Source organism: Pseudoxanthomonas sp. UC19_8 (genome assembly GCF_042700505.1).
Classification (GTDB): domain Bacteria; phylum Pseudomonadota; class Gammaproteobacteria; order Xanthomonadales; family Xanthomonadaceae; genus Pseudoxanthomonas_A; species Pseudoxanthomonas_A winnipegensis.
In genome coordinates, this window is sequence record NZ_CP170559.1 from 2,336,624 (window position 1) to 2,362,251 (window position 25,628).

A 25,628-nucleotide genomic window follows, 5' to 3' on the forward strand; every position below is an offset into this window, starting at 1 on the left:
CGCGAGGCGCCCGAGGTGATGACCGGATCGGCCAGATGGACCACCACGCGGACGCTTGCCGTCGCGGCCGGCGCGCGGGACGATCGCGGCGGCCAGCACGCCGGTTCTGGTTCGGCCGCGATCCTGCGATGATCGCCCTGCCTGCGGCACGCCCGTTCTACGTTCGTCATGCGCCCGAGGACCAGGATGAAACCGCACCGCCTGCTGTGCACCTTGATCCTGGTCCTGCTGCTGGTGCCGCTGGCGGCACGCGCGCTCCAGATTCCTGCGTACACGCCCAATGTCGTCGACCCGGCCGGCCTGCTCAGCGAGGACGACACGCAGCGTATCAACCACGCCCTGGCGGAGATCCGCAACGGCCAGCAGATCTGGGGCGCGGTGTATCTGGCGCCGTCGCTGGAGGGCGAAAGCATCGAGCAGGTGGCGGCCACCGCCTTTGAACAATGGCGGCTGGGAAAGCGCGGCGCGGACAACGGCCTGTTGCTGGTGCTGGCGATCCAGGAGCGGCGCTCACGCTTCGAGGTCGGCTATGGTCTGGAAGGCACCCTGCCGGACCTCGTCGCCAAGCGCGCGCTGGACGATGCCCTGGCTCCGAAGATGCGACAGGGCGATATCGCGGGCGCGATCATCGACGCCTTCGATTTCATGGCCCGCGTGGCGGCGAAGGATCCGGCCACCTTGGAGCTGCTGGCGCAGGCGCAGGCGGAGAAGCGCGGCAAGTGGAACCGTGGTCTGGCGGCCTGGGCCGGATTCGCGGCCCTGGTGTGGCTGTTCCAGCCGCTCGTCCGCTGGCTGGCCGGCCGGCGGCGCGCCCGGCTGATGGCGCGACACCCGGAGCTGATCGGGGAGGATGAAGAAGTCGCCCGCGCCCAAGCCCGCCCCAGACGCTACCTCGGTCTGTTCATCAAGGGATTCATGACCCTCAACCCGGGGGTGTTTCGTCCTCATTCTGTCGGCGACGTTCGCGCCCGCCTTCGCAATCATCATCGCGCTGGAACTGCTGTTCCTCACGCTCACCCTCTCCCACGCGGGCCGGCGCTACCGCAGCGAAGCCCGTTTCCGTGAGTTTCTCCGCCGCGTGGCCAGCGAACGGGCAAGCCTGATCCGCAAGGGCCACATCGCGCGGACGGAATCTGGCGCGTACGCCTACACCACCGCCTACTACGCCAGCCAGAGTGCGTTTTCTTCGAGCGGCGGTTCCTCCTCCGGCGGTGGCAGCTCCGGCGGCGGCGGCGCTAGCTCCAGCTGGTGAGGCCCATCCCCGCATGACGGCGACTTGTCGCACCGCCCCCGGCCGCGCAAAGTGACCTTCCACCGGACAACGAGCGCAACGCACGGATGAAGACCATCGGCCTGATCGGCGGCATGAGCTGGGAATCCACCCTGCCCTACTACCGCCTCATCAACCAGACCGTGCGCGAGGCGCGCGGCGGGCTGCACTCGGCCAAGGTGCTGCTGTACAGCGTGGACTTCCACGAGATCGAGGTGCTGCAGCACGCCGGCGACTGGGACGCGGCCGGCGCGGCCATGGCCGACGCCGCGCGCCGCCTGCACGCCGGCGGCGCGGACTTCATCGTGCTGTGCACCAACACCATGCACAAGGTCGCCGACGCGATCACCGCCGCCACGCCGCTGCCGCTGCTGCATATCGCCGATGCCACCGCCCAGGCGCTGCTCGATGCCGGCGTCGCCCGCGTCGGCCTGCTCGGCACGCGCTTCACCATGGAGCAGGACTTCTACCGCAAGCGGCTGGAAGCGCGCGGGCTGCAAGTGCTCGTGCCCCCGGCGCCGGATCGCGACCACGTGCATCGGATCATCTACGACGAGCTGTGCCAGGGCGTGATCGACGAGGCCTCGCGGGCGACCTATCGCCAGGTGATGGCGCGCCTGGTCGAGGCCGGTGCCCAGGGCATCATCCTGGGCTGCACCGAGATCTCCCTGCTGGTCGACCGGGACGATGCCGCCGTGCCGCTGTTCGACACCACCACCCTGCACGCCCGTGCCGCGGCGCTGCGCGCACTGGACTGATCAGCGCGCCGGCGGTTCGACCTGCGGGGTCTTCCACGGCCGCCGCGCGCCGCGGAAGATGGCCGCGTACACGCCCACCGTCCAGGCGATCGCCGCGGCCCAGCCGCCGAGGATGTCCGAGGGGTAATGCACGCCGAGGTAGACGCGCGAGGCGCCCACGGCCAGCGCGAACAGCGCGCACAGCACCAGCGCCAGCCAGCGCCCGCGCGTGCCCCAGGCCAGCAGCACCAGCACCACCATCAGCGTCATCGAGCCCATCGCATGGCCGCTGGGGAAGCTGAAGGTGTCCTCGGGCGAGATCGACTCCCACAGGCTTGGCCGTGCGCGCCCGAACAGCTGCTTGGTGCCCATGTTCAGCAGGGCCGAGCCGACCACGGTCGCGCCGACGAAGGTCGCCTCGCGCCAGCGCCGCGCCAGCAGCAGGCCGGCCACCAGCAGCGCATCGACCAGGATCACGCCCTGGTAGCCGGCCCAGCTGATGCCTAGGAAGGCCTGGTCCAGCCAGGGCCCGGACAGCGCCTTGGCGCGCAGCAGGATCGGATCGTCGAAGACGAAACGCTCGGCCTGGTGCACCTCCTCGCCCAGCTCGGCGAAGCCCCACAGCGGCAACAGGATCGCCGCGAACAGCAGGCCCATACGCCAGCCGATGCGCCGCAGGATGCGGCCGACGACGCCCGCGCCGCCTCCGGGATGCTCAGCCCGCACTGCGCGCGTAATGGCGGTCGACGTACTCGTCGATCAGCGCGACGAACTCGTGCGCGATGTTCTCCCCGCGCAGGGTCACCGCCTTCTCGCCGTCGATGAACACCGGCGCCGACGGCGCCTCGCCCGTGCCCGGCAGCGAGATGCCGATGTTGGCGTGGCGCGATTCGCCCGGGCCGTTGACCACGCAGCCCATCACCGCCAGGGTCATGTGCTCGGCGCCGGGGCGGGTGATCTTCCATTCGGGCATCTTGCCGCGCACGTGCTCCTGCACGACCTTGGCCAGCTCCTGGAAGAACTCCGAGGTGGTGCGCCCACAGCCCGGGCAGGCGGTGACCATCGGCGTGAACGCGCGCAGGCCGGTGGTCTGCAGCAGCTCCTGGGCGACGATGACTTCCTGGGTGCGCGAGGTGCCGGGCTCGGGCGTGAGCGAGATGCGGATGGTGTCGCCGATGCCTTCCTGCAGCAGCACCGCCAACGCCGCCGAGGACGCCACGATGCCCTTGGAGCCGATGCCGGCCTCGGTCAGGCCCAGGTGAAGAGCGAACTCACTGCGGCGCGCCAGGTCGCGATAGACCGCGATCAGCTCCTGCACGCCGGAGACCTTGGCCGAGAGCACGATGCGGTCGGCCGGCAGGCCCAGCTCCACCGCGCGATGGGCCGAGTCCAGCGCCGAGCGGATCAGCGCCTCGCGCAGCACCGCGGTCGCGTCCCAGGGCTGGGTGCGCTGGGCGTTCTGGTCCATCAGCGCGGCGGCCAGCGACTGGTCCAGCGAGCCCCAGTTGGCGCCGATGCGCACCGGCTTGCCGTAGCGGATGGCGAACTCGATCAGCTGGGCGAACTGGGTGTCCTTCTTCTTGCCGAAGCCGACGTTGCCGGGGTTGATGCGGTACTTGGCCAGGGCCTCGGCGCAGGCCGGCTCGCCCGCCAGCAGCTGGTGACCGTTGTAGTGGAAGTCGCCGATCAGCGGCACCTCGATGCCCATCATCGCCAGCTTGTCGACGATGCGCGGGATGGCCGCGGCGGCCTCGGGCGTGTTGACCGTCAGGCGCACCAGCTCCGAGCCGGCCCGCCACAGCTCGGCCACCTGCTTGACGCTGGCGGCCACGTCGGCGGTGTCGGTGTTGGTCATCGACTGCACCACCACCGGCGCGCCGCCGCCCAGCTGCACCTTGCCCACGTGCACGCCATGGGTGACGCGCCGCGGCTGGCCGCCGGCGGCGATGGGCATGGGTTCGGACACGGGCAGCGGTGTGGGAATGGCGTTCATGGCCCGCATTTTAGCCCGTGCCAGGTGTGGGAGCCGCCACGGCGGCGACGGGGCTTTACCGGGGATGGGGCTAGACGGGCATGCCTCTCATGCCTCTGTAGAGCGGAGCTTGCTCCGCTGAGCCCTTCCGATGATCCGGTCGAAACGCAGCGGAGCAAGCTCCGCTCTACAAGGAGGCCGCGGCTTGACCTGAGAGACAGTTGCTCCGCCCCAACGACATGCACACCGCTACACTGGCGCGCTGATGAACGACCTGCCCGACCGCGACGTCCTGACCCCGTCCCAGCTCAACACCCTGGCCCGCGACCTGCTGGAAGGCAGCTTCGCGGCGATCTGGGTGGAGGCCGAGCTGGGCAACGTCACCCGGCCGGCGTCGGGACATCTGTACTTCACCCTCAAGGACGCGCGCGCCCAGGTGCGCTGCGCGATGTTCAAGCCCAAGAGCAGCTGGCTGAAGTTCGTCCCGCGCGAGGGCCTGCGCGTGCTGGCGCGCGGGCGGGTCACGCTGTACGAGGCGCGCGGCGAGTACCAGCTGGTGCTGGACCACATGGAAGAGGCCGGCGAAGGCGCGCTGCGGCGCGCCTTCGAGCAGCTCAAGGCACGGCTGGCGGCCGAGGGCCTGTTCGACCCCGCGCGCAAGCGCCCGCTGCCGGCCTTCCCGCGCCGCCTGGCGGTCATCACCTCGCCCAGCGGCGCGGCGGTGCGCGATGTGATCAGCGTGCTGGGCCGACGCTTCCCGCTGCTGGAGGTGGACGTGCTGCCGACCCAGGTGCAGGGCGCCACGGCCGCGGCGCAGGTCGCCGCGCTGGTGCAGGCGGCCGGGGCCAGCGGCCGCTACGACGCGGTGCTGGTCACGCGCGGCGGCGGCTCGATCGAGGACCTGTGGGCGTTCAACGACGAGGCGCTGGTGCGCGCGGTGGCCGCCTGCGCCGTGCCGGTGGTGTCGGCGGTCGGTCACGAGACCGACTTCACCCTGTGCGATTTCGCCGCCGACCTGCGCGCGCCCACGCCCTCGGCCGCGGCCGAGCTGCTGGTGCCGTCGATCGCCGACCTGGGCACCCGCCTGCGCGGCCTGGGCCGGCGCCTGCACACCTTGCACGCCCACCACATGGACCGCGTCCAGCAGCGCGTGGACCGCGCCTGGCTGCGCCTGCAGGCGCAAGGCCCGCAGGCGCGACTGGCGCTGATGCGCCGCCGCCATGCCGATGCCCTGCGCCACCTGCAGGCGCAGTGGCAGCGCCAGCTGGAACGGCGCCGCGCGCGGCTGCGCCATGCCGAAGGCGTGCTGCGCGCGCATTCACCGCAGCGGCGCCTGGCCGCGCTGGCCGAGCGTCTGGCCGCCCTGCAGGCACGGCCGCAGGCGGCCATCGGCCGCCAGCTGCAGCGCGAGGCCCTGCGCCTGACCGGACTGGCCCGCTCGCTGGAGGCCATCAGCCCGCTGGCGACCGTGGCCCGCGGCTACGCGCTGGTCAGCCGCGAGGACGGCACGCTGGTGCGCTCGACTACGCAGGTGGCGGTGGGCGATCGATTGGAGGCGCGACTGGCCGACGGCACGCTCAGCGTGCAGGTGCTGCCGCCGAAGTAAGCCCGGCGACCGCCACGCCGGGCGCCGGACCGGTGATCCAGCCGGCGACTTGACCGGTCTCGAAGTGGTGGCCGCCCGGCGCCATGCGCACATCGACGCCGGTGCCGCGCAGCGACGGACACAGCGTGGCGTCCTCGTCCTCATCCTGGCCGTAGACGCACAGGATCTTCTGCGCGGGGATCCTGGCCAGCTGCGGCTTGATCGGATAGGCGCTGCCCGCGCTCCAGCCCAGCCAGCCGCCGATGCGCACGGTGAAGTTGGCATTGGTCGCCAGCCCCAGCAGCGCCACGCGCCGCACCTGCCCCTGCTGGGCGGCCGGCAGCCGCCCGTACAGGAACGGCAGCACGTCGGCGCCGAACGAATAGCCCACCAGGTCGACCTGCGACACATGCCAGCGGCGCTGGTACTCGGCGATCACCGCCGACAGGTCGGCCGCGGTCCGCTCGGGCGTCTTGGCCTTCCAGAAATAGCGCAGGCTGCTCCAGCCGATCACGGCCGCGCCCTGGTCGTGCAGCGCGGTGGCGATCTGCTGGTCGATGGGCTGCCAGCCACCGTCGCCGGTCATCAGGATCACCAGCCGCTGCGCGTCCGCATGCGGCATCTCCACCAGCGGCAGGCCGCGGAACGGTGCCGCCGGCGGGGCAAAACGCGCGACGCTGGTGGCGACCACGGCATCGGGCGCGGCCTCGACGACTTCGCCCAGGCCCGGCGCCGCGGCTGCCTGGCAGGCGACCGGTGCCGCGCCGGCCACGCGCTCGACCACCCCGGCGCTGACGTCCGGGCTGCGGCTGTGGACCAGCGCCGCCCGCGCCATCTGCGCGCCCTGGCCCACGCCCACCAGCAGCGGCGCGATGTAGTCGTCCACACCGGCGCCGCGCAGCACGCGCTCGCCGAGCCAGTTCAGATCCACCGCGTACTGGGCGCAGTCCTGGCCCGCCCGCGCCAGGTAACGGCTCACATCGACCACGCCGACCACGGCCCCGGCGGCGGTCAGCGCCTGCGCATCGGCCGCCAGGCGCGGGGTGTCGCGGCCTTCGCCCAGCAGCAGGACCAGCGCGCGCGGCGCCGAGGCCGGCCGCTGCACCTGGACCAGGCCGAACGGCCCCCCGACCCGCTTGAGCTGCAGCAGGCGGTAGCCGCCCCATCCCCCCAACACCAGCACGCCCACCACGGCCGCGGCGATCCAGCCAACACGTTTCACATCCCTTCCCCTGCACGACCCCACGGCACGTTCATTCCCCAACAACGCAACGGGCCGCGGCCGAAGGCCAATCGGGCCGGCGCGGACTTGCGGGGATTTCGTCAGCGGGGCCGCGAGGGGCCCGGCGCGGGAAGAGCGCGCCGCTCGAACCCCTACTGGGCCACCCGTGCGCCGGCGGGCGCGTTGCGCTCGAAGTTGGCGCGCAGGCGCTCGACCATGGCCGGGATGTTGTGGTCGAAATGGTGGCCGCCACCGGTCTTGGCCACGCGGATGCCGCGCGCGGCCAGCGCCGGGCACAGCGTGTCCTTCTCTTCCTCGCCGTAGACGCACAGCAGCATGCCGGGCGGCAGCTTGGCCAGCTCCGGCTCCACCGGCGCGTCGTCCGAGGACGGGGTCCCCAGCCAGCCGCCGACCGAGACGCGGAACGAGGCGTCATGGCCCAGTCCCAGCAGCGAGATCGAGCGTACGCTGGCGCGCGTGGCCGGTGGCAGGCGGTTGTAGAGGAAGGGCATGGCGTCGGCGCCGAACGAGTAGCCGATCAGTTCGACCTCGTCGGCATGCCAGCGCTGGCGGTATTCGTCGATCACTGCGGCCAGGTCGGCGGCGGTCTCCTCGGGCGTGCGCCGCGACCAGAAGTAGCGCAGGCTGTCCCAGCCCACCACCGACACGCCCTGCGCGCGCAGGCCGCTGCTCACGCCCTTGTCCAGGCTGCGCCAGCCGCCGTCGCCGGAAATGAAGATCGCCAGACGATGGCTGCCGGCGGCCGGCAGCTCGGTCAGCGGCAGGCCGCGGAACGCCGGCTCCGGCCGCGGCAGGTGCGCCACCACTGTATCGGCCACCGCCTGCGGGCCGGCCTGCTCCAGCACGAAGCCCTGCTCGGCCGAGGACGGCGCCAGCGCACAGCCCGGAGGCGCGGCCGCGGCGGGTCCGTTCAGGACCGCGCCGACCACGGTCTGCGGCAGCGCATTGGCCACCGCCAAGCGCGCCAGCGCGCCGCCCGCCGCGTCGGCGCCGACCAGCATCGGCGCGAAGTAGGCATCCACCCCGCCTTGGCGCATCAGGCGCCGGCCCACGCGCTCCACGCTGTTGGCGACCAGCTCGCAATGATGTGGATCGACGTGCGCCAGCGCCTGGCCGGCCGGCACCAGCGCCACCAGCAGGCCGCGGTCGGCCAGCGACTGCGCCAGCTGCGCCGCCTCGCTGCGCCGTCGGGCACGCTCGGCCATCACCACCACCACGCCGCGCGCCTTGCCGGCCGGTTCGAAGGTCAGCGCCACGCCGAACGGCTTGCCCAGATGATCCCGGCGCAGATGCGAGGCCAGCGCCACGCAGGCGCAGACGCTCAACAGCAGGGCCAGCAGCGTCCAGCGGACCCAGGGTCGGAGGCGCATCGCGATTCCAGACGGCAAAAAAGGTGCCGCAGCCTAGCGAAATGTTGTCGTGGCGTGAAGGCCCGGACCAGGTCCGTTTTGTCGCGGTTGAACCGACCCGGACCGTGCAACGCCGCAACCCCGCTACGTCGGCTGGCGCGTTTGCCTGCCTGTCGTCCAACCCAGGAAGCCACCGCCATGCGCCGCACACCCCGCACCTGCCTGTCCCTGCTGATCGCCGCCGCGCTGGCGGCCTGCTCCTCCACGCCGCCGTCGCCCGCCGCCCAGGAGCGCGCAGTGGCAACCGAGGCCGCCGAGCAGGCCGCTATTGCCGCGGACTCCTACCAGTCCGCCCCCTTGCTCTCACCGCCTGCACCGCCGGCCCCGCCACCGCCACCTCCGATGCCGCAACGCGCCATGCGCATGGCGGCCGCCGGCATCGTGGCGCCCCTGCCCGCCGCCGTGCCGCCACCGCCCGCGGTCGATACCGAGCGCTACGCCCACCAGGACGACAACCCGGTGCGGCGCACCGACGAGCAGCCGGTCTCGACCTTCTCCATCGACGTGGACACCGGCAGCTACAGCAACGTGCGGCGCATGGTCCGCGCCGGCGAGCGCCCGCCGGCCGACGCGGTGCGCGCCGAGGAATTCATCAATTACTTCGACTACCACCATCCCGCACCCGAGAGCCCGCAGGTCCCGTTCCGCGTCACCACGCAACTGGCTCCGGCGCCGTGGAATGCGCAACGCCAGGTGCTGATGATCGGCATCAAGGGCTACGCGCTGCCCAAGCGCGAGCTGCCGCCGTCCAACCTGGTGTTCCTGATCGACACCTCCGGCTCGATGGACGCGCCGGACAAGCTGCCGCTGCTCAAGCAGTCGCTGGCGCTGCTGGTGCCGCAGCTGCGCGCGCAGGATCGCGTCTCGATCGTGGTCTACGCCGGCTCGGCCGGACTGGTGCTACCGCCGACCCCGGGCGACGCCCACGCCAAAATCCTGGCCGCGCTGGACCGGCTGGAGGCCGGCGGCAGCACCAACGGCGGCGCGGGCATCGCGCTGGCCTATGCGATGGCGCGCCAGGCCTTCATCCCCGGCGGCAGCAACCGCGTGCTGCTGGCCACCGATGGCGACTTCAACGTCGGCACGGTCGACCAGCGCGCGCTGGAGACCCTGGTCGGCGATGCGCGCAAGGCGGGCGTGGCGCTGAGCACGCTCGGCTTCGGCCAGGGCAACTACAACGATGAACTGGCCGAGCGCCTGGCCGATGTCGGCGACGGTCAGCACGCCTACATCGACTCGGACCGCGAGGCGCGCAAGGTGCTGGTGCAGCAGCTGCAGGGCACGCTGCTGACCATCGCGCGCGACGTGAAGATCCAGGTGGAGTTCAACCCCGCCGCGGTGGCCGAGTACCGCCTGATCGGCTACGAGAACCGGGCCCTGGCGCGCGAGGACTTCGCCAACGACAAGGTCGATGCCGGCGACATCGGCGCCGGCCACGAAGTGACCGCGCTGTACGAGCTGACCCCGGCCGGATCGGGCGCGGCGCGCCTGCCGGCGCTGCGCTACGGCGCCTCGTCGAAGCCTTCCGGCGATGCGCGCGAGGTCGCCGACCTGCGCCTGCGCTACAAGCGCCCCGGCGAGGACACCAGCCGCCTGATCGAGGTGCCGATCCTGGCGTCCTCCGCGCAGGCCCAGCCCGGCGCCTCGCTGCGCTTCGCCAGCGCGGTGGCCGGCTATGCCGACCTGCTGCGCGGCGGCACGCGCTTCGACGGCTGGGGCTGGGACCAGGTGATCGCCACGGCGCGCGCGGCCAGCGGCGAGGATCCGGACGGCCTGCGCCATGAGTTCGTCGAACTGGCGGGCCAGGCGCGCGCGCTGGTGGCACCGAGCCAGGATGAAGGCATGGCGGTGGCGCCGGTGCCGGCGGTGGTGCGCTAGAGCGCGCGTTCGCCCAGCACCGGCCCGGGGCGGCCGAGCAGATAGCCCTGCGCGTAACTGCAGCCCAGTTCGCGCAGGGCGGCCAGCTGCGGCGTGGTCTCCACGCCTTCGGCGATGGTCTCGATGCCCAGCGTGCCGGCCAGGGCCAGGATGGCGCGCACCAGGGCCAGGCTTTCCTCGCGATGTTCCTCGCCCAGGCCGGCGATGAAGCTGCGGTCGATCTTCAGCGCCGAGATCGGGAAGCGATGCAGATACGACAGCGCCGAGAAGCCGGTACCGAAATCGTCCAGCTGCGCCAGCACGCCGCGCGCACGCAGCTGTTCGAGCATGCGCAGCGCGCGCGGGGCATCGTCCAGCAGCGCGATCTCGGTGATCTCCACGCGCAGCTGCGCCGGATCGGCATGGTGCTGGTCGAGCAGCCGCAGCAGCCGGCTGGCGAAATCGGGCGAACGGAAGTGTCGCGGCGAGACGTTGACCGAGACGTAGCCGTCCACGCCGGCGCTGATGCGGCTGACCACCTGCTCGTAGAGCAGCCAGTCGATCTGTTCGATCAGGCCGCTGTCCTCGCCCTGGGCCGGGAACTGCCCCGGCAGCAGCAGGCCGCGGCGTTCGTGGTGCCAGCGCAGCAGCGCCTCGTGGCCGACCACCGCGCCGTCGGACACGCGCAGGATCGGCTGGAAATGCGGACTGAAGTGCTGGCTGTTGATCGCACGGCGCAGGTCGGCCTCCAGGTCCAGGCTCTGCATCGCCGCCTCGCGCATGTGCTCGTCGAACACCGCGCTGCGCTCGCGCCCTTCGGCCTTGGCCCGGTACATCGCCGCGTCGGCGTCGCGCAGCAGATCCTCACCGCGCTGGTAGCGCGGATGCCAGGCGGCGATGCCGATGCTGGCCGCCGGGAACAGCTCGCGCCCGGCCACCCACATCGGCCGGTTGAGCGCTTCGAGCAGGCGCGAGGCGAACTCCACCGCCTCGTACGCGCCGCGCCGGCAGGCGATCACCATCGCGAACTCGTCGCCGCCCAGGCGCGCGACCAGATCGCCCTCGCGCACCTGCGAGGTGATGCGCCGCGCCACCTCGATCAGCAGTTCGTCGCCGGCGGCATGACCGATGGAGTCGTTGACCAGCTTGAAGCGGTCCAGGTCCATGAACAGCACCGCGAAGTGATGCCCCGGATTGGCCTGGGCGCGGGCGATGGCGGCGGTCAGGCTCTCGAGCAGGAAGGCGCGGTTGGGCAGCCCGGTCAGCGCATCGTGCGTGGCCTGGTAGGTCAGGCGCTGCTCGGCGCGCAGGCGCTCGCCGATCTGCGCCATCAGCTTGGCGTTGGCCTCGGCCAGCTCGAAGGTGCGCGCCTCCACCCGCGCCTCCAGCTCCAGGTGCGCGGCGCGCAGCGACTCGCGCGCGCGCTGCCGGGCCAGGCCGGCGCCGAAATGGTGGGCGACGAAGGACAGCAGGTTCTGGTCGTGCAAGGTGTAGTGCACCTCGCTCGAGTAGCTCTGCACCACCACGCAGCCGCGGGTCTCCCCGCCCTGGTCCAGCGGCACGCCCAGCCAGCTGTAGGACGGCGGGCCGTGCTGGATCACCTGCCCGCTGGCCACCAGTTCGGCCACGTCCTCGGCCTCGGCCAGCAGCGGCCGGCTGGTGCGGATGACGTACTCGGTCAGGCCGCGGATGGCGCGCCGCGATCGGCGCGCCGGATCCTGCTGATCGACCGAATACGGGAAATGCAGCGTCTGGCCATCGTCGTCGAGCAACGCGATGTAGAAGTTGCGCGCCACGATCAGCTCGTCCACCACGCCGTGCACGGCGGCGTAGAACTCCTCCAGCGAGGCCGAGGTGTTGGCCAGCTCGGTGATGCGGAACAGCGCGGTCTGCAGCTTCTCGGCGCGGCGGCGCTCCTGGATCTCGGCCTGCAGCTCGCGGTTGGTCAGCTGCAGCTCGCGGGTGCGCGCCTCGATGCGCGCCTCCAGCTCCTCGTGCGCGTGGCGCCGGTCCAGCGCGGTGAGGATGTGCTGGGCCACGTAGCTCAGCAGCGCGCGGTCCTCGTCGGTGTAGCTGGCCGGGGTGTCGTAGCTCTGCACCACGATCGCACCGCAGACGCGGTCGTCGCGCCGCATCGGCACGCCCAGCCAGTCCACGCTTTCCGGGCCATGGCTGGCGTCCAGCGTCACTCCCAGACGCTGGCTCACCGCCGCCGACGGCCCGCGCATCGGCTTGCCGTGGTGCAGCAGGGCCAGGGTCATGCTGTTGCGCATCTCCTCCTCGCCGAACTCGCGTTCCGGATCGGCCACGTAGGGGTCGATCAGATCGGCGAAGTAGAGGAAGCGCATCGTGCGGCGCACCTCGTCGTAGAGCACGATGTAGCAGTTCTCCGCGTACATCAGCGTGCCGACCACGGCGTGGATGCGGGCCAGCATCTCGCTCATTTCCAGATCGGCGCTGGCCAGGTCGGCGATCTCGTACAGCGCCTGCTGCAGGCGCTTGGACTTCTCCAGGGTGACCACGCGGGCGGCGGCGCGCTCGGCCTCGAGCACGGCACCGATCAGCGCCTGGGCGGCCGCCTTCCACGCAGTGACCTGCGCCGGCGACAGCGGCGCGGCCAGGCTGGCGGCCAGGGACATGCGCGCATTGCCTTCCACGTTGGACCAGGCCAGCAGCAGCTCGTCCTCGTTGCGGACCACGTGCTGGGGGTTGTCCCACAGCGCCTGCTCGGCGCGCCGGCGCAGTGCCGGGCCGGCGCCTTCGCTGGCCGCGCCACCGGCGCCGATCGCCCAGTCCCGCCAGCAGGCCACGACCTGCGAGCCATCGGGCAGCAGGCCGCACAGGACCTGCGCCACGGCGTCCGCCGCCACGGCGCTGATCCCGGCCTGCTGCACGGCAGTGGCGGTCTGGCCCGACATCGATTCCCCCCCAGTCACTGCGATTACACAGAGCAGATGCACACTTCGTGCCAGCTTCCAGCCGGCCGTGTGACGGTGGCGCGACCCCGCACCGGGCGCATGGACGTTGCTCCTTCCATGCCTGCGGCCCGACCGAACGCGCGAGTATACGGACGCCCGCCCCGCGCGCGTGGCCGCAGCCCGTGGCGGCCCGCCGACTTTGAGACGCAGGCCTCACCCCGTAGGCTAGCGGCGGTGAACGATGCCGCCGAGCCCGCCGACGACGCCCTGATGCTGGCCTATGCCGCCGGCGACGTGCGCGCCTTCGAGCTGCTCTACGCGCGCCATCGCGGGCCGCTGTACCGCTTCCTGCTGCGCCAGCTGCGCGATGGCGCGACCGCCGACGAGCTGTTCCAGGACGTGTGGCAGCGGGTGATCGGCGCGCGCGCCAGCTGGCAGCCGGAGGCGCGCTTCGCGACCTGGCTGTACCGGATCGCCCACAATCGGCTGAACGATCACTGGCGCGCGCTCAAGCATCGTCCGCCGGCACCGGAAGACGCCGACGCGCGCACCGAACGGGTCGAGGACCCGCAGACCCCGGAGCGCCAGCTCAGCGACTTCGAATCGCGCCGGGAGCTGCAGCGCGCGCTGGACGCGCTGCCGGACGAACAACGCGAGGTGCTGCTGTTGCGACTGGAACAGGAACTGACCCTGGAGGAGATCGGCCAGATCACCGGCGTGGGCCGCGAGACGGTCAAGTCGCGCCTGCGCTATGCCATGGACAAGCTGCGCGCGGGGCTGGGCCGATGAGCCGAGAGCCGCTGACGCCGGAAGAGCGCGCCCTGGCCGAGCGCCTGGCCGCCGGCAATGCGCGCGCCGAGCCCGGCCCGGCGCTGGACGCGCGCATCCTGGCCGCGGCCCGCGCCGCCGCGGAAGAACCCGCGCCCACGCACGACGCGGGCCCATCCCTCACGCCGGCACCCCCGGTCGCCACCGGCGCGTCGCGTGCGCGCCGCCCGCGCCGGCGCTGGTCGCTTGGCCTGGGCGTGGCCGCCTCGCTGCTGCTGGCCGTGACCCTGGCCTGGCAGCTGCGTCCGCAGCGCACCACGCAGGTCGTCTACGAAGAGGCGCCGGCCGCGCCCTCGCGCCTCGTCTCGCCGTCCACGTCGCCGCCCGAGCCCGCGGCGGCTGCGGATCGGGTCCGAGGCCGTTGCTCCCTCGTCGGCTCCGGCATCTGCTCCGGCATCGGCTCAAACTCCGGCCCAAGCCGAACCAGACGCCGCCCGGCGCCGTGCCACGCGCAAAGCAGCGCCGCCGCCGCTGCCCGCCGCCGTGCCGCCCCCGCCAGAGGCGCCGTTCGTGGCGCCGGCCGAGCAGACGAAGCCCCTGCCCCAGGCTGCGGCTGGGCAGGCCGCACCCACACCGTCGGCGGATGGCACCCAGACAGAGGCGTACTCGGCCGCGCCCGCCCCCCCGCCGGCCTCTGCAGTTGCACAGCCGCCCGCACCGGCACCTGCCGCCGATCTCTACACGCCGCCCGCCCCACCAGCGCCGCCCGCCCCTGCGCCGAACGCCGTGGCACCGCCGCCCCCACCCCCGCCGCCCGCCGCCACGCAGGCGTTATCGCGCAAGGTCGAGCGCCAGGCCGAAACCGCCGACGTACAGGAAGACCGCAGGTCCCAGGCCGGGCGCGCCGCGCCACCGGCCGGCGAAGCCCTGGGCGCGGCCCAGGCAACGGGCGCCGGGGACATTCCGCTACCGCGCACCATCGACATGCCCGGCGATCAGACGCCTGCAGCGCTGGAACGCGCCCTGGCCGAGGATCGCGCCCTGCCGCCCGCGCAATGGCTGCAGCGCATCCGCCTGCATCGCTTCGAGGGCGAGGGCGCGCTGGCCCGCGCCAGCCTGGCCGCCTTCGTCCAGGCCCATCCCGAGCAGCCGATCCCCGAGGATCTGCGCGCGCTGCTGCCATGAGCGACACCCTGGCCGCGCCGCTGCGGCACGAACAGCTGGTCAAGCACAGCCGGTTCCTGGTCCAGGCCGGGCCGGTGGACTCGGCCGAGGCGGCCATGGCCTTCATCGCCGCGGTCAGCGACGCCGACGCCACCCACAACTGCTGGGCCTGGCGGGTCGGCGCGGCGTTCCGCTCCAGCGACGATGGCGAACCCGGCGGCAGCGCCGGCCGGCCCATCCTGGCGGCGATCGACGGCGCCGGCTTCGACCGGATCGCCGTGGTGGTGACGCGCTGGTTCGGTGGGATCAAGCTGGGCGTGGGCGGGCTGGTGCGTGCCTACGGCGGCAGCACCGCCAGCGCGCTGCGGCAGGCGCCGCGCGTGCCGCTGGTGGCCATGGCCGGGCTGGAGATCGGCTGCGGCTTCGACGACCTGGGCCATGTGCACGCGGCGCTGACGGCGTTCGCCGCGCAGAAGGACGCCGAGCGCTTCAACAGCGACGGCGCGGTGCTGCAGGTGCAGCTGCCGGCCGACCGGCGCCAGGCGCTGGAACACGCCCTGCGCGAGGCCACCCGCGGGCGCGTGCAGTGCCGCGACGCCGCGCCGGCGCATTGAAAACCCCGCCGCCCACCGCCACCCATGGCAGGATGCGCGCCGGCCCGGCCGCTGCGGCCTGACGCCTCCGCGCCAGCGCCTGCGCCGACCGCCGGCACGCGTTGGCCGGATCGCCGCCGGCGCCTCCCCTCTCGACTGGTTGTCCGCACCGATGAATTCCCAAGCCCAGACGCTTCCCGCCACCGGCGCGCCCGACGCGCGCCCCAAGGCCCGGCTGGGCAGCCTGCGCGCGCTGTGGCCGTTCGTGCGCGCCCACATGGGGCTGTTCGTGAGCTGGCTGGTGGCCCTGGCGATGGCCTCGGCGGCGACCCTGAGCCTGCCGTACGCCTTCAAGCAGATGATCGACCAGGGCTTTTCCAGCGGGGCGAACATCGACCGCGCCTTCCTGGGCCTGTTCGGCGTGGCGGTGGTGCTGGCGCTGGCCAGCGCCGCGCGCTTCTACTTCGTCTCGCTGCTGGGCGAACGCGTGGTGGCCGACCTGCGCCGCCAGCTCTATGCGCACCTGCTGGGCCTGGACGCGCAGTTCCACGACCGCACCCGCAGCGGCGAGCTGGTCTCGCGCCTGTCGGCCGACTCGGAACTGCTGCGCAGCGTGGTCGGCAGCGCGATGTCGGTGGCGGTGCGCAGCTCGGTCACGGTGATCGGCTCGGTGGTGATGATGTTCATCGCCAGCCCGCACCTGGCCGCGTTCGCGCTGGTCGGCATCCCGGCGGCGGTGGTCCCCATCGTGCTGGGCGCGCGCAGGCTGGGCCGCATCGCGCGCGCCAGCCAGGACCGCGTGGCCGACGCCAACACCCTGGCCAGCGAGTCGCTGGGCGCGGTGCGCACGGTGCAGGCGCATGCGCGCGAGCCCTACGAGCAGGCGCGCTTCGAGGCGGCGGTGCAGGTCTCGGTGCAGACCGCGCGCAAGCGCATCCGCGCCCAGTCGCTGGTGACCGCCGGGGCGATCACGCTGGTGTTCGGCGCGATCACGCTGGTGCTGTGGTCCGGCGCGCACGACGTGATCGCCGGGCGCATGAGTGCGGGCACGCTGGCGCAGTTCGTGCTGTATGCGCTGATCGGCGGCGGCTCGGTCGGTTCGCTGGCCGAGGTGTGGAACGAGCTGCAGCGCGCGGCCGGCGGCATGGGCCGCATCGGTGAACTGCTGGACGAATCGGCGCACGTGCGCCCGCCGGCCCAGCCGCTGCCGCTGCCGCGCCCGCTGCGCGGCCAGGTGCAGTTCGACCACGTCTCGTTCCGCTATCCCACCCGGCCGGACGCGCCGGCGCTGGACGACTTCACCCTGGACATCGCCCCGGGCGAGACGGTGGCCCTGGTCGGCCCGTCCGGCGCGGGCAAGAGCACGGTGCTGTCGATGCTGCTGCGCTTCCACGACGTGGACGCCGGCGCGATCCGCATCGACGGGCTGGACCTGCGCCAGCTGGATACCGCCGCGCTGCGCGAACAGATCGCGCTGGTGCCGCAGGCGCCGACGATCTTCGCCGCCAGCGCCGCCGAGAACATCCGCTACGGCCGGCTCGAGGCCACCGACGAGCAGCTGCACGCCGCCGCGGTGGCGGCCGAGGCCGACGGCTTCCTGCGCGAACTGCCCGAGGGCTACGACAGCCAGCTGGGCGAACGCGGTGCCCGCCTGTCCGGCGGCCAGCAGCAGCGCATCGCCATCGCCCGCGCGCTGCTGAAGGACGCGCCGATCCTGCTGCTGGACGAGGCCACCAGCGCGCTGGACGCGCAGAGCGAGCGCGCCGTGCAGAGTGCCCTGGAGCGGCTGATGGCCGGGCGCACCACGCTGGTCATCGCCCATCGCCTGGCGACCGTGCTCAAGGCCGACCGCATCGTGGTGATGGACCGCGGCCGCATCATCGCCCAGGGCACGCACGAGTCGCTGATGGCCCAGGGCGGGCTGTACGCGGAGCTGGCGCGGCTGCAGTTCATCGACTGAGCCCGCGTGCCGCCGTGTGCAGATGAAGCCGGCGCGGCTCACGCGCCTTTACGGTGCAGGTTCCCAGGCTGGTCGCCTGTCTTCCCTCGTGAGATCGCCATGAGTTCCGCCGACAATCCCCGCATCCCGAAGGACATCGCCAAGGTCGAGCTGACCGAGGAATGGGAGCTGGCCTACTGGACCCGGCACTTCAACGTCAACGAGCAGGACCTGCGCGCCGCCGTGCAGGAAGCCGGTACCGCCACCGACCAGGTCAAGCGCCACCTCGAATCGCGCCCGCAGCAGTCCTGATCCGCCGCCTGTGCGCCACGCTCCCACGCTCAGGCTTCGCCACGCGCTCTCCGGCTGTCTGATGCTGCTGCTCGTCGGCTGCAGCACCACGCCTTCGATGCGCCCGACGGCTTCCAGCGCGGCGGGCGCGACTTTTCTGCTGGTGCCCAACGCCGACACCGTGGCGGGCAACGACCAAGACCCGCCCCTGTCGCCCGCAGGGCTGGCCCGCGCCCAGCGGCTGGCGCAGGCGCTGGCCGACGCGCCGCTGGCGGCGATCTACACCGACGAGTTCCAGCGCACCCAGCAGACCGCCGCACCGGTGGCCGCACAGCATCCGCGGGCGCAGCGCCTGCGCTACTTCTCGCGCGGACCGGCCGACGACAGCGCGCGCCAGTGGCGGGCGGCGCATCCGCACGACACGGTGCTGGTGGTAGGCCAGCCCAGCACGCTGGCGCCACTGGCCGATGCGCTGTGCGGGTGCACCGTGCGCCCGCTGCGCGACGGCGAGACCGATCGACTGCTGCGCATCCACCTCTCCGCGCGCGCTGCGGCCCAGGTGCAGGACATGCGCTACGGCGGACCTTCCCCATGACGAGTCATGTCTTCGCCGGCTGGGACGGCAGCATCGCCGGCGCGCGCGCCCTGCAGGAGCGGCTGGCGGCGCGCGTGGTGCTGGAGGATCGCGTGCCCGCGGCGCCGCGCACCATCGCCGGCTTCGACGTCGGCTTCGAGGACGAAGGCCACACCACGCGCGCGGCCGCCGTGCTGCTGGATGGCACGAGCCTGCAGCTGATCGCCAGCACGGTCCAGCGCGTGCCGACCTCGATGCCTTACGTCCCCGGCCTGCTGAGCTTCCGCGAGCTGCCCGCGCTGGTGCAGGCGCTGGAGTTCCTGCCGCAGGTGCCGGACCTGGTCGTCGTCGATGGCCAGGGCATCGCCCATCCGCGCCGGCTGGGCATCGCCGCGCATTTCGGCGTGGTCACCGGCCTGCCCACGCTCGGCGTGGCCAAGCAGGTGCTGTGCGGGCGCTTCGAGGCACCCGGCACGCAGCCCGGAGAGCACACGCCGCTGATCCATCGCGGCGAACAGATCGGCTGGGCCCTGCGCAGCAAGCTGCGCTGCAATCCGCTGATCGTCTCGCCCGGCTCCGGCATGACGATGGACGGCGCGCTCACCTGGACCCGCGCCCTGCTGCGCGGCTACCGCCTGCCCGAACCCACGCGCCTGGCCGACCGTCTCGCCTCGCGCCGCGGCCCCATGCCCGGCGACACCCCGCAGCTGCCGCTGGCCTAGCCGCAGCGCTAGCCCCTCCCCTTTCGCGCAGCGAAGGGGGAGGCTGGGAGGGGGTGCTTTTGCTGTTGCCTTCCCTGCGAAGAGCACCCCTCCCGATCCCTCCCCTTGGCCTGCGGCCAAAGGGAGGGGGCAAAAGCGCGCAGCGCCTCGGGAGACAAGCCGCAAGCCACGCCCTCCCCCTTTTCGCGCAGCGAAAAGGGCAACGCGGATCGAGGTCCTCGCACGGCGGTCGCAGCGATCCAGCGCAGGCTATCGTCAATCGCGCATTCCATCGGAAGCGACAGATGCAGGCCCTGTGGCCGAGCCGGGCGCGAGATCCGCAGGCTTCTCGCGCACGCCGAGCTCGAAGTAGCTCTGCGGCATCAGCCGTATCCGCAGCGGGTGGCCCGCGTCGGCGATGGATTCGTCGCTCACCGCACCGCCGGTGCCGTAGTTGATCTGGACATAGGGGCGCTTGGGCACGCCCACCACCGCCACGATGCGGCTTCCGGGCGCCAGCAGGCGCGCGGTCAGCGTCTGGCTCTGGAAGGACAGCACCTGCGTGCGCCCCGGCCGCAGCAGGTGTCGGCGCGTTCGGTCCTGCATATAGCTGGCTCGACCCAGATAGGACGCCAGATCCAGGTAGCGACCCTCGGGCGTCTGTTCGTAGAAGTCGACCTGCAGGTCGAAGTCTTCCTTGTTGGTCACCAACTGCAGTCTTGCCTGGAACAGGCCGTCGATTTCCAGAGGCTCTCGCAATCTTTCGGTCCGGAAGACCAGCGCATTTCGCGTATCGGGCACTCCGCGCGGAAGGCTCAGATCCGCATCGCGACGATCCTTGAAGTCGACGGACAGCGTCGGCGCGACTTGTCCGACCGGCAAGGCGCTGAACAGCAGACCGTCCGCATCCCGCGTCCCGGACAGGTAGAGACGTCGCCGTTCGGTCGCCATCGCTCCCAGGGTCGCGACGTGTCGCCAGGTGTTCGCACCCATGACCTGGAAATTGATCCGATCGCGCAGGACGTCCGGCAGCGGCGCGCCGCGGAAGACATGATCGAACCAGTCCAGCCGCACCTCCTGCAGATCGATCAGGGCCGCCTGGTCGACCTGCTCGCCGTTGACGCTGGCGAGCACGCCGGTCTGCATCGCGATGTGGTGGTAGGGACCGACGAGCAGGCGATGATCGGCGTCGGGCCTGTACCGGTAATGCTGCTCCAGGTAGTAGAGGGCGCCGACCATGCCCCCGTCGTAATACCCGGTCTGCACCAGCACCGGGATGTCGATCGCGGCGAACTCACGACCGTAGGGAATGAGCTGCTGCCAGTACCGATCGTAGTCGGGATGGTCCAGCCAGGCATCGAAGACGGGGTTGGGCGTGCCATCGATCCTGTCCAGGTCGCGATACGGTGCCCCGCTCCGATACCACTGCCGCTGCAGCCGCTCCCAGCGGTCACGGTCTCCGTAGGTCTGGTCGTCCAGCCACTTGCCCGTGGCGGTGTAGAGCGGCCATGGATAGATGAAGCTCTGGAAGACGCCGCCCTGCATCGGCGTGTCGATACCGGGCGCATTGGTCGCATGGGTCGCCAGCGCCTTCAACGCCGGTGGACGATGCTTGGCCGCGGCCCACTGCGTGAATCCGTTGTAGCTGCCGCTGAACATGCCCACCCGGCCATCGCTCCAGGCCTGCCTGGAAAGCCAATCGATGACCGTGTCCGCATCGCGGCCATCGTGGACATAGGGCACCACCGGGCCCGGGCTGCTGCCCCGTCCCTTGCCCCGCGTGAAGGCGACCACCCCCATATAGCCGCGCCCAGCCATCTGCACCGCATCGTCCAGCGCCCAGTCGTCCCGCGCGTAGATCGTGAAGTTCAGCAGTGCGGTCAACCGCGCACCCTCCAGGTGACGCTGGCGCACCAGCAGCGCGTCGATCCGGGCGCCATCGGGAGTCGGAATCAGGACCCGCTGCATCGAGAAGCGCCGCTCCAGCTCGGCCTTCAGCAAGGTCTCCGACACAGGCATGAGAAAGCGCCAGGCCGCCGTGGCTGCGCGCGCCGCGATCAGGGCCTCCGGGGCGGCGCACCTCGCTGTCGCCGGATCCGGGCAGGCGCGCGCCTGCTTGGCCTCTTCGGCCTGGAGCGCGTCGAGGTCGACCTGGAACGCAGGAAGAATCCGCGCGATGCGGTCGTCCGGCAAACTGGCGACGAGCTCGTTGAACGCCTGCGCCAACGCCTCGCCGGGCGCCTGACCGTGGGCTTCGTGGCCTTTGGCCCTGGCATAGAGCTGCCAGGGCACCAAGGCCGGCACGCGCCGCGGCTCGACCGACCGGTACAGGTCGCTCAGCTTCTCCAGCGTCGCCTCTGCCGCGCCGTAGCGCCCAGCGGACAACTGCAGCCGGTAAAGCGTCACCAGATCGTCGGGTTGACTGGCGCCTTCGTAACGAGGGATCAGCGCCGCCGCCGCCTCCGTCGCGACCTGCCCGGGCGGTGCCGCCCAGCCGATGCAACACGCCAACAAGCCTGCGAAGGCCACCCAACGCAAACGGGACAGGATCATGCGGGACCGCTCCTTTCGGACCGGGCCGGGGGCGACGCCTCCCGCTCACCCGATCGTGTTGTGGGCGGCGATCGTCCTGAACCCGCGGGACGCCGTGTCAGAAATTCGGCGAGTGGACACTTCCGGACGGCGAACGGGACCTCGCCGCGGTCAGAGCACCCGGCTCCGCAGCAGGCTCGCGCCTTCCCGGCTGGTCGAGATCGTCTGCCCCGTCTCCAGATGCAGCAGCAACCGCCCGCCGCCCGCCGACTCCAGCCGGGCGATGCGGTCGGTGTTGACGAGCCAGGAGCGATGCACGCAGACGTACTTGGCCGGGTCCAGGGAACCGGCGAACTCGGCCAGGGTGACCCGAACCAGATGCTTGCCGGTCACGGTCGTCACCTCCGCGTAGTCGCCTGCTCCGCCGATGCAGACGACCGATCCGATGTCGAGCGGGCGAAGCTCGTCGCCGATCCTGACGAAGTAGCGGGACAGCGCCGCGTCCACCCGGGCTTCGGGTTCCGGCGGCGTGAGGGAGGGCGCCGGTTCCTGCACAGGGTCCAAGGCAGGCGCACTGTCGAACTCTTGCGCCGTCTCGGCCGCCTGGACCGCGACGTCGCCGGCCGGTGCCCCTGCGGTCTGGCCAGCACCGGCTGGAGCCGCCACCCGCATCTGCACGGAAAGATAGGAAGCCGCGGCGATCAGCGCGTAGGTCGTGAAGTTCTGAAGCGACTGCCAGGCCGCCCCGCCGCCCTTGAAAGGCCGCACCACGAAACCATCGGGCGCGGCGCCGAAGAAAAAGCCGAGCAGCACGATCAGCAACCAGTACGAGAGCAGCATGAACATCGCGCACAGCACGGCATGGGCCAGCAGCTGGACCGTGGCGGGTTTGCCGATCAGGTACCGGACGACGATGCGCCTGACGGCCAGGCCGAAGATGACCACCGGCAGGGTGTTGGCCAGGCCTCCCAGCAGGGATCCGGCCAGATCCAGGCCGAGCGCGAACCGGAGCGTGACCGTATAGGCGACGAAGACCGCCAGGACCGCGCAAAGATCAAAGTTCCGCTGCTTCATCACTCGTTCCGCGCGACAGGCGAGCCCATGCGCCCGGCTTTCTCCCGTGCATCTTAGCGATGGGCCAGGCGGCCGGACGCCGTCCGCCGCGTGACGGACTTGCTACCCGACCTGCAACAATCCGTTGTGCGCGATCGTCAGGCCGAGCTCCCGGCCGGCATGCGATCCTGCCGGCCTTTCGAACCGGAGCAGACGCCAATGACCGCCACCGTCATCGAACCGCGCGTGCACGACCTGGGCGGTTTCCAGGTCCGCCGGGCCGTGCCCACCCTGCAGGCGCGCAGCGTGGGGCCGTTCGTGTTCGTCGATCACATGGGGCCGGCCGAGTTCGACGCCGGGCACGGCATCGACGTGCGCCCGCATCCGCATATCGGCCTGGCCACGGTCACCTTCCTGTGGCAAGGCGCCATCGGTCACCGCGACACGCTCGGCTCGGACACGGTCATCCGGCCCGGGGACGTGAACTGGATGACCGCCGGCCGCGGCATCGCCCATTCCGAGCGCAGCCCGCAGGCCGAGCGCGTGGACCACGCGCCGCTGCACGGCATGCAGACCTGGGTGGCGCTGCCGAAGTCCGATGAGGAAGTCGCGCCGGAGTTCTACCACCATGCCGCCGCCACCCTGCCGCACTGGGACCAGCATGGTGCGCGCCTGCGCGTGATCGCCGGCCGCGCCTGGGGCCGCGAATCGCCGGTGCGCGTGTACTCGGACACCTTCAACGTCGCCCTGGATCTGGCGCCGGAGGCCGAGCTGGCCATCGACGACAGCGCGGTCGAACGCGCGCTCTACATCCTGGACGGCCAGGCGCAGCTGGACGGAAGCGATGTACCGATGCGCCACCTGATCGTGCTCGAGCGCGGCACCCGCCCGGTGCTGCGCGCCAAGACGCCGCTGAAGGCCATGCTGGTGGGCGGCGAGCCGCTCGACGGCCCGCGCCATCTGTGGTGGAACTTCGTGTCCAGCTCCAAGGAGCGCATCGAGCAGGCCAAGCAGGACTGGCTGGAGGGCCGCTTCGGCCGCATCGCCGGCGATCCGGAGTTCATCCCCCTGCCGGAACGTTGACGCGGCGCACGTTCGGCAGCGCCGAAGCCTTCCGCCGGACCAACACGCGGGGCCGGGTTTGGCTTATGTTGCAGTGCGATGCCGGCGCGCCCGGCATCGCCCGCACGACGCGTCGACCGGGCGGCCCGCACCAGCGTGCGGGCGCGCAGGGGAGTTCCAAGGGTGCGCAGCACGGCCCGGACGAGGCGTTCGTCTTCCATCCACCGCGCATCGCCCCTGGCGCGATGCGCCTTGCGCATTGGGGATCGTTCGATGAAAGCCTGCCTTGCCTCCGCCGCCGGCCTGCTGCTGTCGCTGGCCGCCGCCGGCGCGTCCGCCCAGTCCACGGCCGGTTGCCCGCAGTTGCCGGCCGGCACCGGGCTGCACTGGGAACGCAGCGGCACCGCCGCGCTGGTGATCTGCAAGGCCCTCGACGCCGCCGGCCAGCAGGCCTTCGGCGTGATGCTGGCCGCCAAGGAGCCGGACAAGCCGGCCGGCGCGCGCGAGGAGAAGACCGAGATCGACGGCCGCAAGGCGCGCTGGTACCACACCCGGATCGCCAATCGCCCCGACGCGCGCAGCCGCATGGCCTTGATCGAGCTGGGCGATGAGCGCTGGGCGCAGGTCTGGATCGATGCCCCCAGCGAGGCCGCGCTGCAGGCGGCGATGGCCACCGTGGGCAGCCTGCGCTTCGACCCGGCCTCGATGGCCGACGCCAACACCCGCCGCTGAGCCATCGCCCCGACGACGAAAAGGCCGCCTCGAGGGCGGCCTTTTCGTTTCGCGGCGGCAGCGCAGGCGGCTTTCCGACCGGTTCGCGCTAGAAGCGGCCTTCCTGGAAATCGACGAAGGCCTGCATCAGTTCCTGGCGGGTATTCATGACGAACGGGCCGTGGCGCACCACCGGCTCGCGCAGCGGGCGGCCGGCCACCAGGATCACGCGCGCGCCCTGCGCACCGGCCTGCAGGACCAGCGACTCTCCGCCACCGAGCACCGCCAGCGTGCGGCTGGGCAGTTCGCGCGCGCCCTCGCCCTCGCCCACCGTGATCTCGCCTTCGTAGGCATAGGCGAAGGCGTTGTGGCCTGCGGGCAGGGTGTAGGTCCAGCGCGCGCCGGGCGCCAGCGCGATGTCCAGGTAGAGCGGGTCGGTCGCCGGCTGCACGATCGGGCCGGTCACCTCGCCGACCGCACCGGCGATCACCTTGACCTCCACGCCCGCGGCCGGCGTGGCCACCGGGATGCGCTCGGGGGCGAATTCCTGGTACCTGGGCGCGGTCATCTTGTCCTTGGCCGGCAGGTTGACCCACAGCTGGAAGCCGCGCATGCGGCCGGATTCCTGCTCGGGCATCTCCGAATGCACCAGGCCGCGCCCGGCGGTCATCCACTGCACGCTGCCCGGGGTGAGCAGGCCTTGGTTGCCATGGTTGTCGCGGTGGCGCATGCGCCCGTCGAGCATGTAGGTCACCGTCTCGAAGCCGCGGTGCGGGTGCTCGGGGAAGCCGGCCAGGTAGTCCTCGGCCTTGTCGGTGCCGAACTCGTCCAGCATCAGGAACGGATCCAGATCCGGCAGCTCGGGCGTGCCGATCACGCGGGTCAGCTTGACCCCGGCGCCGTCGGAGGCGGGCATGCCGCGCACGGTACGGACGATGCGGGCCGCATGGGCGGTGTCGTTCATGGCGTTACTCCAGAAGGCTTGCGTCTGGCCAGATGATGGCGACGCCGCGCCGCCGACAGTACCGCCACGCCGCGCAACGATCCATTGCGGCGGGCGACGGCCGGGGCTGCGGGTGGCAGCAAAGATCGTCAATTGGTTGGAACGCGCGGCCTGAGCGGTCCGGCTTCGGAGGGGCAGCGGGCCGGCGGGCGGTGTCCGCTTTTCCCTCGGTCAGGGCATCCTGCCCTGACTCGGGCGCTCGGCATCCTGCCTCGCTAGGCGCGGCCACCACCCGCCGGCCCGCTG

21 protein-coding genes are annotated in these 25,628 nt (G+C 72.0%); 13 read left to right on the forward strand and 8 right to left on the reverse strand.

Going from position 1 to position 25,628, the window contains the following annotated elements:
• Nucleotides 1-186: 186 nt before the first annotated feature.
• Nucleotides 187-1,065, forward strand: coding sequence for a TPM domain-containing protein (locus tag ACFJIT_RS10200; protein WP_379653552.1), 879 nt, complete (start codon nucleotides 187-189; stop codon nucleotides 1,063-1,065).
• 273 nt (nucleotides 1,066-1,338) lie between these two features.
• Nucleotides 1,339-2,028, forward strand: a complete 690-nt coding sequence (locus ACFJIT_RS10205; RefSeq protein WP_379653553.1) for an aspartate/glutamate racemase family protein — start codon at nucleotides 1,339-1,341, stop codon at nucleotides 2,026-2,028.
• Here ACFJIT_RS10205 and ACFJIT_RS10210 read toward each other — a convergent pair whose 3' ends face one another.
• Entirely contained in the window at nucleotides 2,029-2,745 is a 717-nt protein-coding gene (locus ACFJIT_RS10210; RefSeq protein WP_379655756.1) for a phosphatase PAP2 family protein, read from the reverse strand. It lies immediately after the preceding gene.
• Nucleotides 2,723-4,000, reverse strand: a complete 1,278-nt coding sequence (gene ispG / locus ACFJIT_RS10215; RefSeq protein WP_379653554.1) for a flavodoxin-dependent (E)-4-hydroxy-3-methylbut-2-enyl-diphosphate synthase — start codon at nucleotides 3,998-4,000, stop codon at nucleotides 2,723-2,725. The genes ACFJIT_RS10210 and ispG overlap by 23 nt, the downstream gene beginning before the upstream one ends.
• A 244-nt stretch (nucleotides 4,001-4,244) precedes the next feature.
• Between ispG and xseA the strand changes: the two genes are divergently transcribed.
• Nucleotides 4,245-5,585: an exodeoxyribonuclease VII large subunit gene (gene xseA, locus ACFJIT_RS10220; protein WP_379653555.1), complete on the forward strand. Its 1,341-nt coding sequence runs from the start codon at nucleotides 4,245-4,247 to the stop codon at nucleotides 5,583-5,585.
• Here xseA and ACFJIT_RS10225 read toward each other — a convergent pair.
• Nucleotides 5,557-6,786 (reverse strand): AcvB/VirJ family lysyl-phosphatidylglycerol hydrolase, encoded by a 1,230-nt coding sequence (locus ACFJIT_RS10225; RefSeq protein WP_379653556.1) that lies wholly within the window; start codon nucleotides 6,784-6,786, stop codon nucleotides 5,557-5,559. The two genes, xseA and ACFJIT_RS10225, sit on opposite strands and share 29 nt — an antisense overlap.
• 152 nt (nucleotides 6,787-6,938) lie before the next feature.
• Nucleotides 6,939-8,177, reverse strand: a complete 1,239-nt coding sequence (locus ACFJIT_RS10230) for a virulence factor family protein (RefSeq protein ID WP_130561813.1) — start codon at nucleotides 8,175-8,177, stop codon at nucleotides 6,939-6,941.
• A 177-nt stretch (nucleotides 8,178-8,354) separates the two neighbouring features.
• Between ACFJIT_RS10230 and ACFJIT_RS10235 the strand changes: the two genes are divergently transcribed.
• Nucleotides 8,355-10,094: a von Willebrand factor type A domain-containing protein gene (locus tag ACFJIT_RS10235; protein WP_379653557.1), complete on the forward strand. Its 1,740-nt coding sequence runs from the start codon at nucleotides 8,355-8,357 to the stop codon at nucleotides 10,092-10,094.
• On the opposite strand, the gene ACFJIT_RS10240 is transcribed toward ACFJIT_RS10235, so the two are convergent.
• Entirely contained in the window at nucleotides 10,091-12,991 is a 2,901-nt protein-coding gene (locus tag ACFJIT_RS10240; RefSeq protein WP_379653558.1) for an EAL domain-containing protein, read from the reverse strand. The two genes, ACFJIT_RS10235 and ACFJIT_RS10240, sit on opposite strands and share 4 nt — an antisense overlap.
• Nucleotides 12,992-13,225: 234 nt before the next feature.
• Between ACFJIT_RS10240 and ACFJIT_RS10245 the strand changes: the two genes are divergently transcribed.
• The 7 genes from ACFJIT_RS10245 to nfi all read left to right on the forward strand — a co-directional run bounded on the left by ACFJIT_RS10245 (nucleotide 13,226) and on the right by nfi (nucleotide 19,042).
• Nucleotides 13,226-13,780: an RNA polymerase sigma factor gene (locus tag ACFJIT_RS10245; RefSeq protein WP_130523550.1), complete on the forward strand. Its 555-nt coding sequence runs from the start codon at nucleotides 13,226-13,228 to the stop codon at nucleotides 13,778-13,780.
• A gap of 765 nt (nucleotides 13,781-14,545) precedes the next feature.
• On the forward strand, nucleotides 14,546-14,944 hold the full coding sequence (locus ACFJIT_RS10250) for a hypothetical protein (protein WP_379653559.1): 399 nt from the start codon (nucleotides 14,546-14,548) through the stop codon (nucleotides 14,942-14,944).
• Nucleotides 14,941-15,537 (forward strand): IMPACT family protein, encoded by a 597-nt coding sequence (locus ACFJIT_RS10255; RefSeq protein ID WP_379653560.1) that lies wholly within the window; start codon nucleotides 14,941-14,943, stop codon nucleotides 15,535-15,537. Before ACFJIT_RS10250 ends, ACFJIT_RS10255 begins: the two co-directional genes overlap by 4 nt.
• Before the next feature lie 151 nt (nucleotides 15,538-15,688).
• The gene (locus ACFJIT_RS10260; RefSeq protein ID WP_379653561.1) at nucleotides 15,689-17,476 is read left to right on the forward strand and encodes an ABC transporter transmembrane domain-containing protein; all 1,788 of its coding nucleotides are present in this window, start codon (nucleotides 15,689-15,691) and stop codon (nucleotides 17,474-17,476) included.
• Nucleotides 17,477-17,575: 99 nt separating this feature from the next.
• Complete coding sequence (locus ACFJIT_RS10265; RefSeq protein ID WP_130520139.1) at nucleotides 17,576-17,767, forward strand: DUF3606 domain-containing protein; 192 nt, start codon at nucleotides 17,576-17,578, stop codon at nucleotides 17,765-17,767.
• Nucleotides 17,768-17,828: 61 nt separating this feature from the next.
• Nucleotides 17,829-18,341, forward strand: coding sequence for a histidine phosphatase family protein (locus ACFJIT_RS10270; RefSeq protein ID WP_379653562.1), 513 nt, complete (start codon nucleotides 17,829-17,831; stop codon nucleotides 18,339-18,341).
• Nucleotides 18,338-19,042, forward strand: a complete 705-nt coding sequence (gene nfi, locus ACFJIT_RS10275) for a deoxyribonuclease V (protein ID WP_379653563.1) — start codon at nucleotides 18,338-18,340, stop codon at nucleotides 19,040-19,042. Before ACFJIT_RS10270 ends, nfi begins: the two co-directional genes overlap by 4 nt.
• 255 nt (nucleotides 19,043-19,297) lie before the next feature.
• Here the strand turns inward: nfi and ACFJIT_RS10280 are convergent, their stop codons facing one another.
• Nucleotides 19,298-21,574 carry a CocE/NonD family hydrolase gene (locus tag ACFJIT_RS10280; RefSeq protein WP_379653564.1) on the reverse strand — a complete coding sequence of 759 codons (2,277 nt, stop codon included), beginning with the start codon at nucleotides 21,572-21,574 and terminating at the stop codon, nucleotides 19,298-19,300.
• Between the two features lie 150 nt (nucleotides 21,575-21,724).
• Complete coding sequence (locus tag ACFJIT_RS10285; protein WP_379653565.1) at nucleotides 21,725-22,627, reverse strand: LytR/AlgR family response regulator transcription factor; 903 nt, start codon at nucleotides 22,625-22,627, stop codon at nucleotides 21,725-21,727.
• 198 nt (nucleotides 22,628-22,825) lie between these two features.
• On the opposite strand from ACFJIT_RS10285, the gene ACFJIT_RS10290 reads away from it, so the two are divergent.
• Both ACFJIT_RS10290 and ACFJIT_RS10295 read left to right on the forward strand, forming a co-directional pair.
• The gene (locus ACFJIT_RS10290) at nucleotides 22,826-23,689 is read left to right on the forward strand and encodes a pirin family protein (RefSeq protein WP_379653566.1); all 864 of its coding nucleotides are present in this window, start codon (nucleotides 22,826-22,828) and stop codon (nucleotides 23,687-23,689) included.
• 252 nt (nucleotides 23,690-23,941) lie between these two features.
• Nucleotides 23,942-24,400, forward strand: a complete 459-nt coding sequence (locus tag ACFJIT_RS10295) for a hypothetical protein (protein WP_379653567.1) — start codon at nucleotides 23,942-23,944, stop codon at nucleotides 24,398-24,400.
• 88 nt (nucleotides 24,401-24,488) lie between these two features.
• Here ACFJIT_RS10295 and ACFJIT_RS10300 read toward each other — a convergent pair whose 3' ends face one another.
• Nucleotides 24,489-25,343: a pirin family protein gene (locus tag ACFJIT_RS10300; RefSeq protein ID WP_379653568.1), complete on the reverse strand. Its 855-nt coding sequence runs from the start codon at nucleotides 25,341-25,343 to the stop codon at nucleotides 24,489-24,491.
• Nucleotides 25,344-25,628 lie beyond the last annotated feature (285 nt).

Bases quoted from the DNA above. Each gene is read 5' to 3' on its own strand.
- ACFJIT_RS10285 (WP_379653565.1), bottom strand. From the start codon at position 22,627: ATGAAGCAGCGGAACTTTGATCTTTGCGCGGTCCTGGCGGTCTTCGTC.
- ACFJIT_RS10255 (WP_379653560.1), top strand. From the start codon at position 14,941: ATGAGCGACACCCTGGCCGCGCCGCTGCGGCACGAACAGCTGGTCAAG.
- nfi (WP_379653563.1), top strand. From the start codon at position 18,338: ATGACGAGTCATGTCTTCGCCGGCTGGGACGGCAGCATCGCCGGCGCG.
- ACFJIT_RS10270 (WP_379653562.1), top strand. From the start codon at position 17,829: ATGCTGCTGCTCGTCGGCTGCAGCACCACGCCTTCGATGCGCCCGACG.
- ACFJIT_RS10290 (WP_379653566.1), top strand. From the start codon at position 22,826: ATGACCGCCACCGTCATCGAACCGCGCGTGCACGACCTGGGCGGTTTC.
- ACFJIT_RS10295 (WP_379653567.1), top strand. From the start codon at position 23,942: ATGAAAGCCTGCCTTGCCTCCGCCGCCGGCCTGCTGCTGTCGCTGGCC.
- ACFJIT_RS10200 (WP_379653552.1), top strand. From the start codon at position 187: ATGAAACCGCACCGCCTGCTGTGCACCTTGATCCTGGTCCTGCTGCTG.
- ACFJIT_RS10300 (WP_379653568.1), bottom strand. From the start codon at position 25,343: ATGAACGACACCGCCCATGCGGCCCGCATCGTCCGTACCGTGCGCGGC.
- ACFJIT_RS10280 (WP_379653564.1), bottom strand. From the start codon at position 21,574: ATGATCCTGTCCCGTTTGCGTTGGGTGGCCTTCGCAGGCTTGTTGGCG.
- ACFJIT_RS10230 (WP_130561813.1), bottom strand. From the start codon at position 8,177: ATGCGCCTCCGACCCTGGGTCCGCTGGACGCTGCTGGCCCTGCTGTTG.
- ACFJIT_RS10235 (WP_379653557.1), top strand. From the start codon at position 8,355: ATGCGCCGCACACCCCGCACCTGCCTGTCCCTGCTGATCGCCGCCGCG.
- ispG (WP_379653554.1), bottom strand. From the start codon at position 4,000: ATGAACGCCATTCCCACACCGCTGCCCGTGTCCGAACCCATGCCCATC.
- ACFJIT_RS10205 (WP_379653553.1), top strand. From the start codon at position 1,339: ATGAAGACCATCGGCCTGATCGGCGGCATGAGCTGGGAATCCACCCTG.
- ACFJIT_RS10265 (WP_130520139.1), top strand. From the start codon at position 17,576: ATGAGTTCCGCCGACAATCCCCGCATCCCGAAGGACATCGCCAAGGTC.
- xseA (WP_379653555.1), top strand. From the start codon at position 4,245: ATGAACGACCTGCCCGACCGCGACGTCCTGACCCCGTCCCAGCTCAAC.
- ACFJIT_RS10240 (WP_379653558.1), bottom strand. From the start codon at position 12,991: ATGTCGGGCCAGACCGCCACTGCCGTGCAGCAGGCCGGGATCAGCGCC.
- ACFJIT_RS10260 (WP_379653561.1), top strand. From the start codon at position 15,689: ATGAATTCCCAAGCCCAGACGCTTCCCGCCACCGGCGCGCCCGACGCG.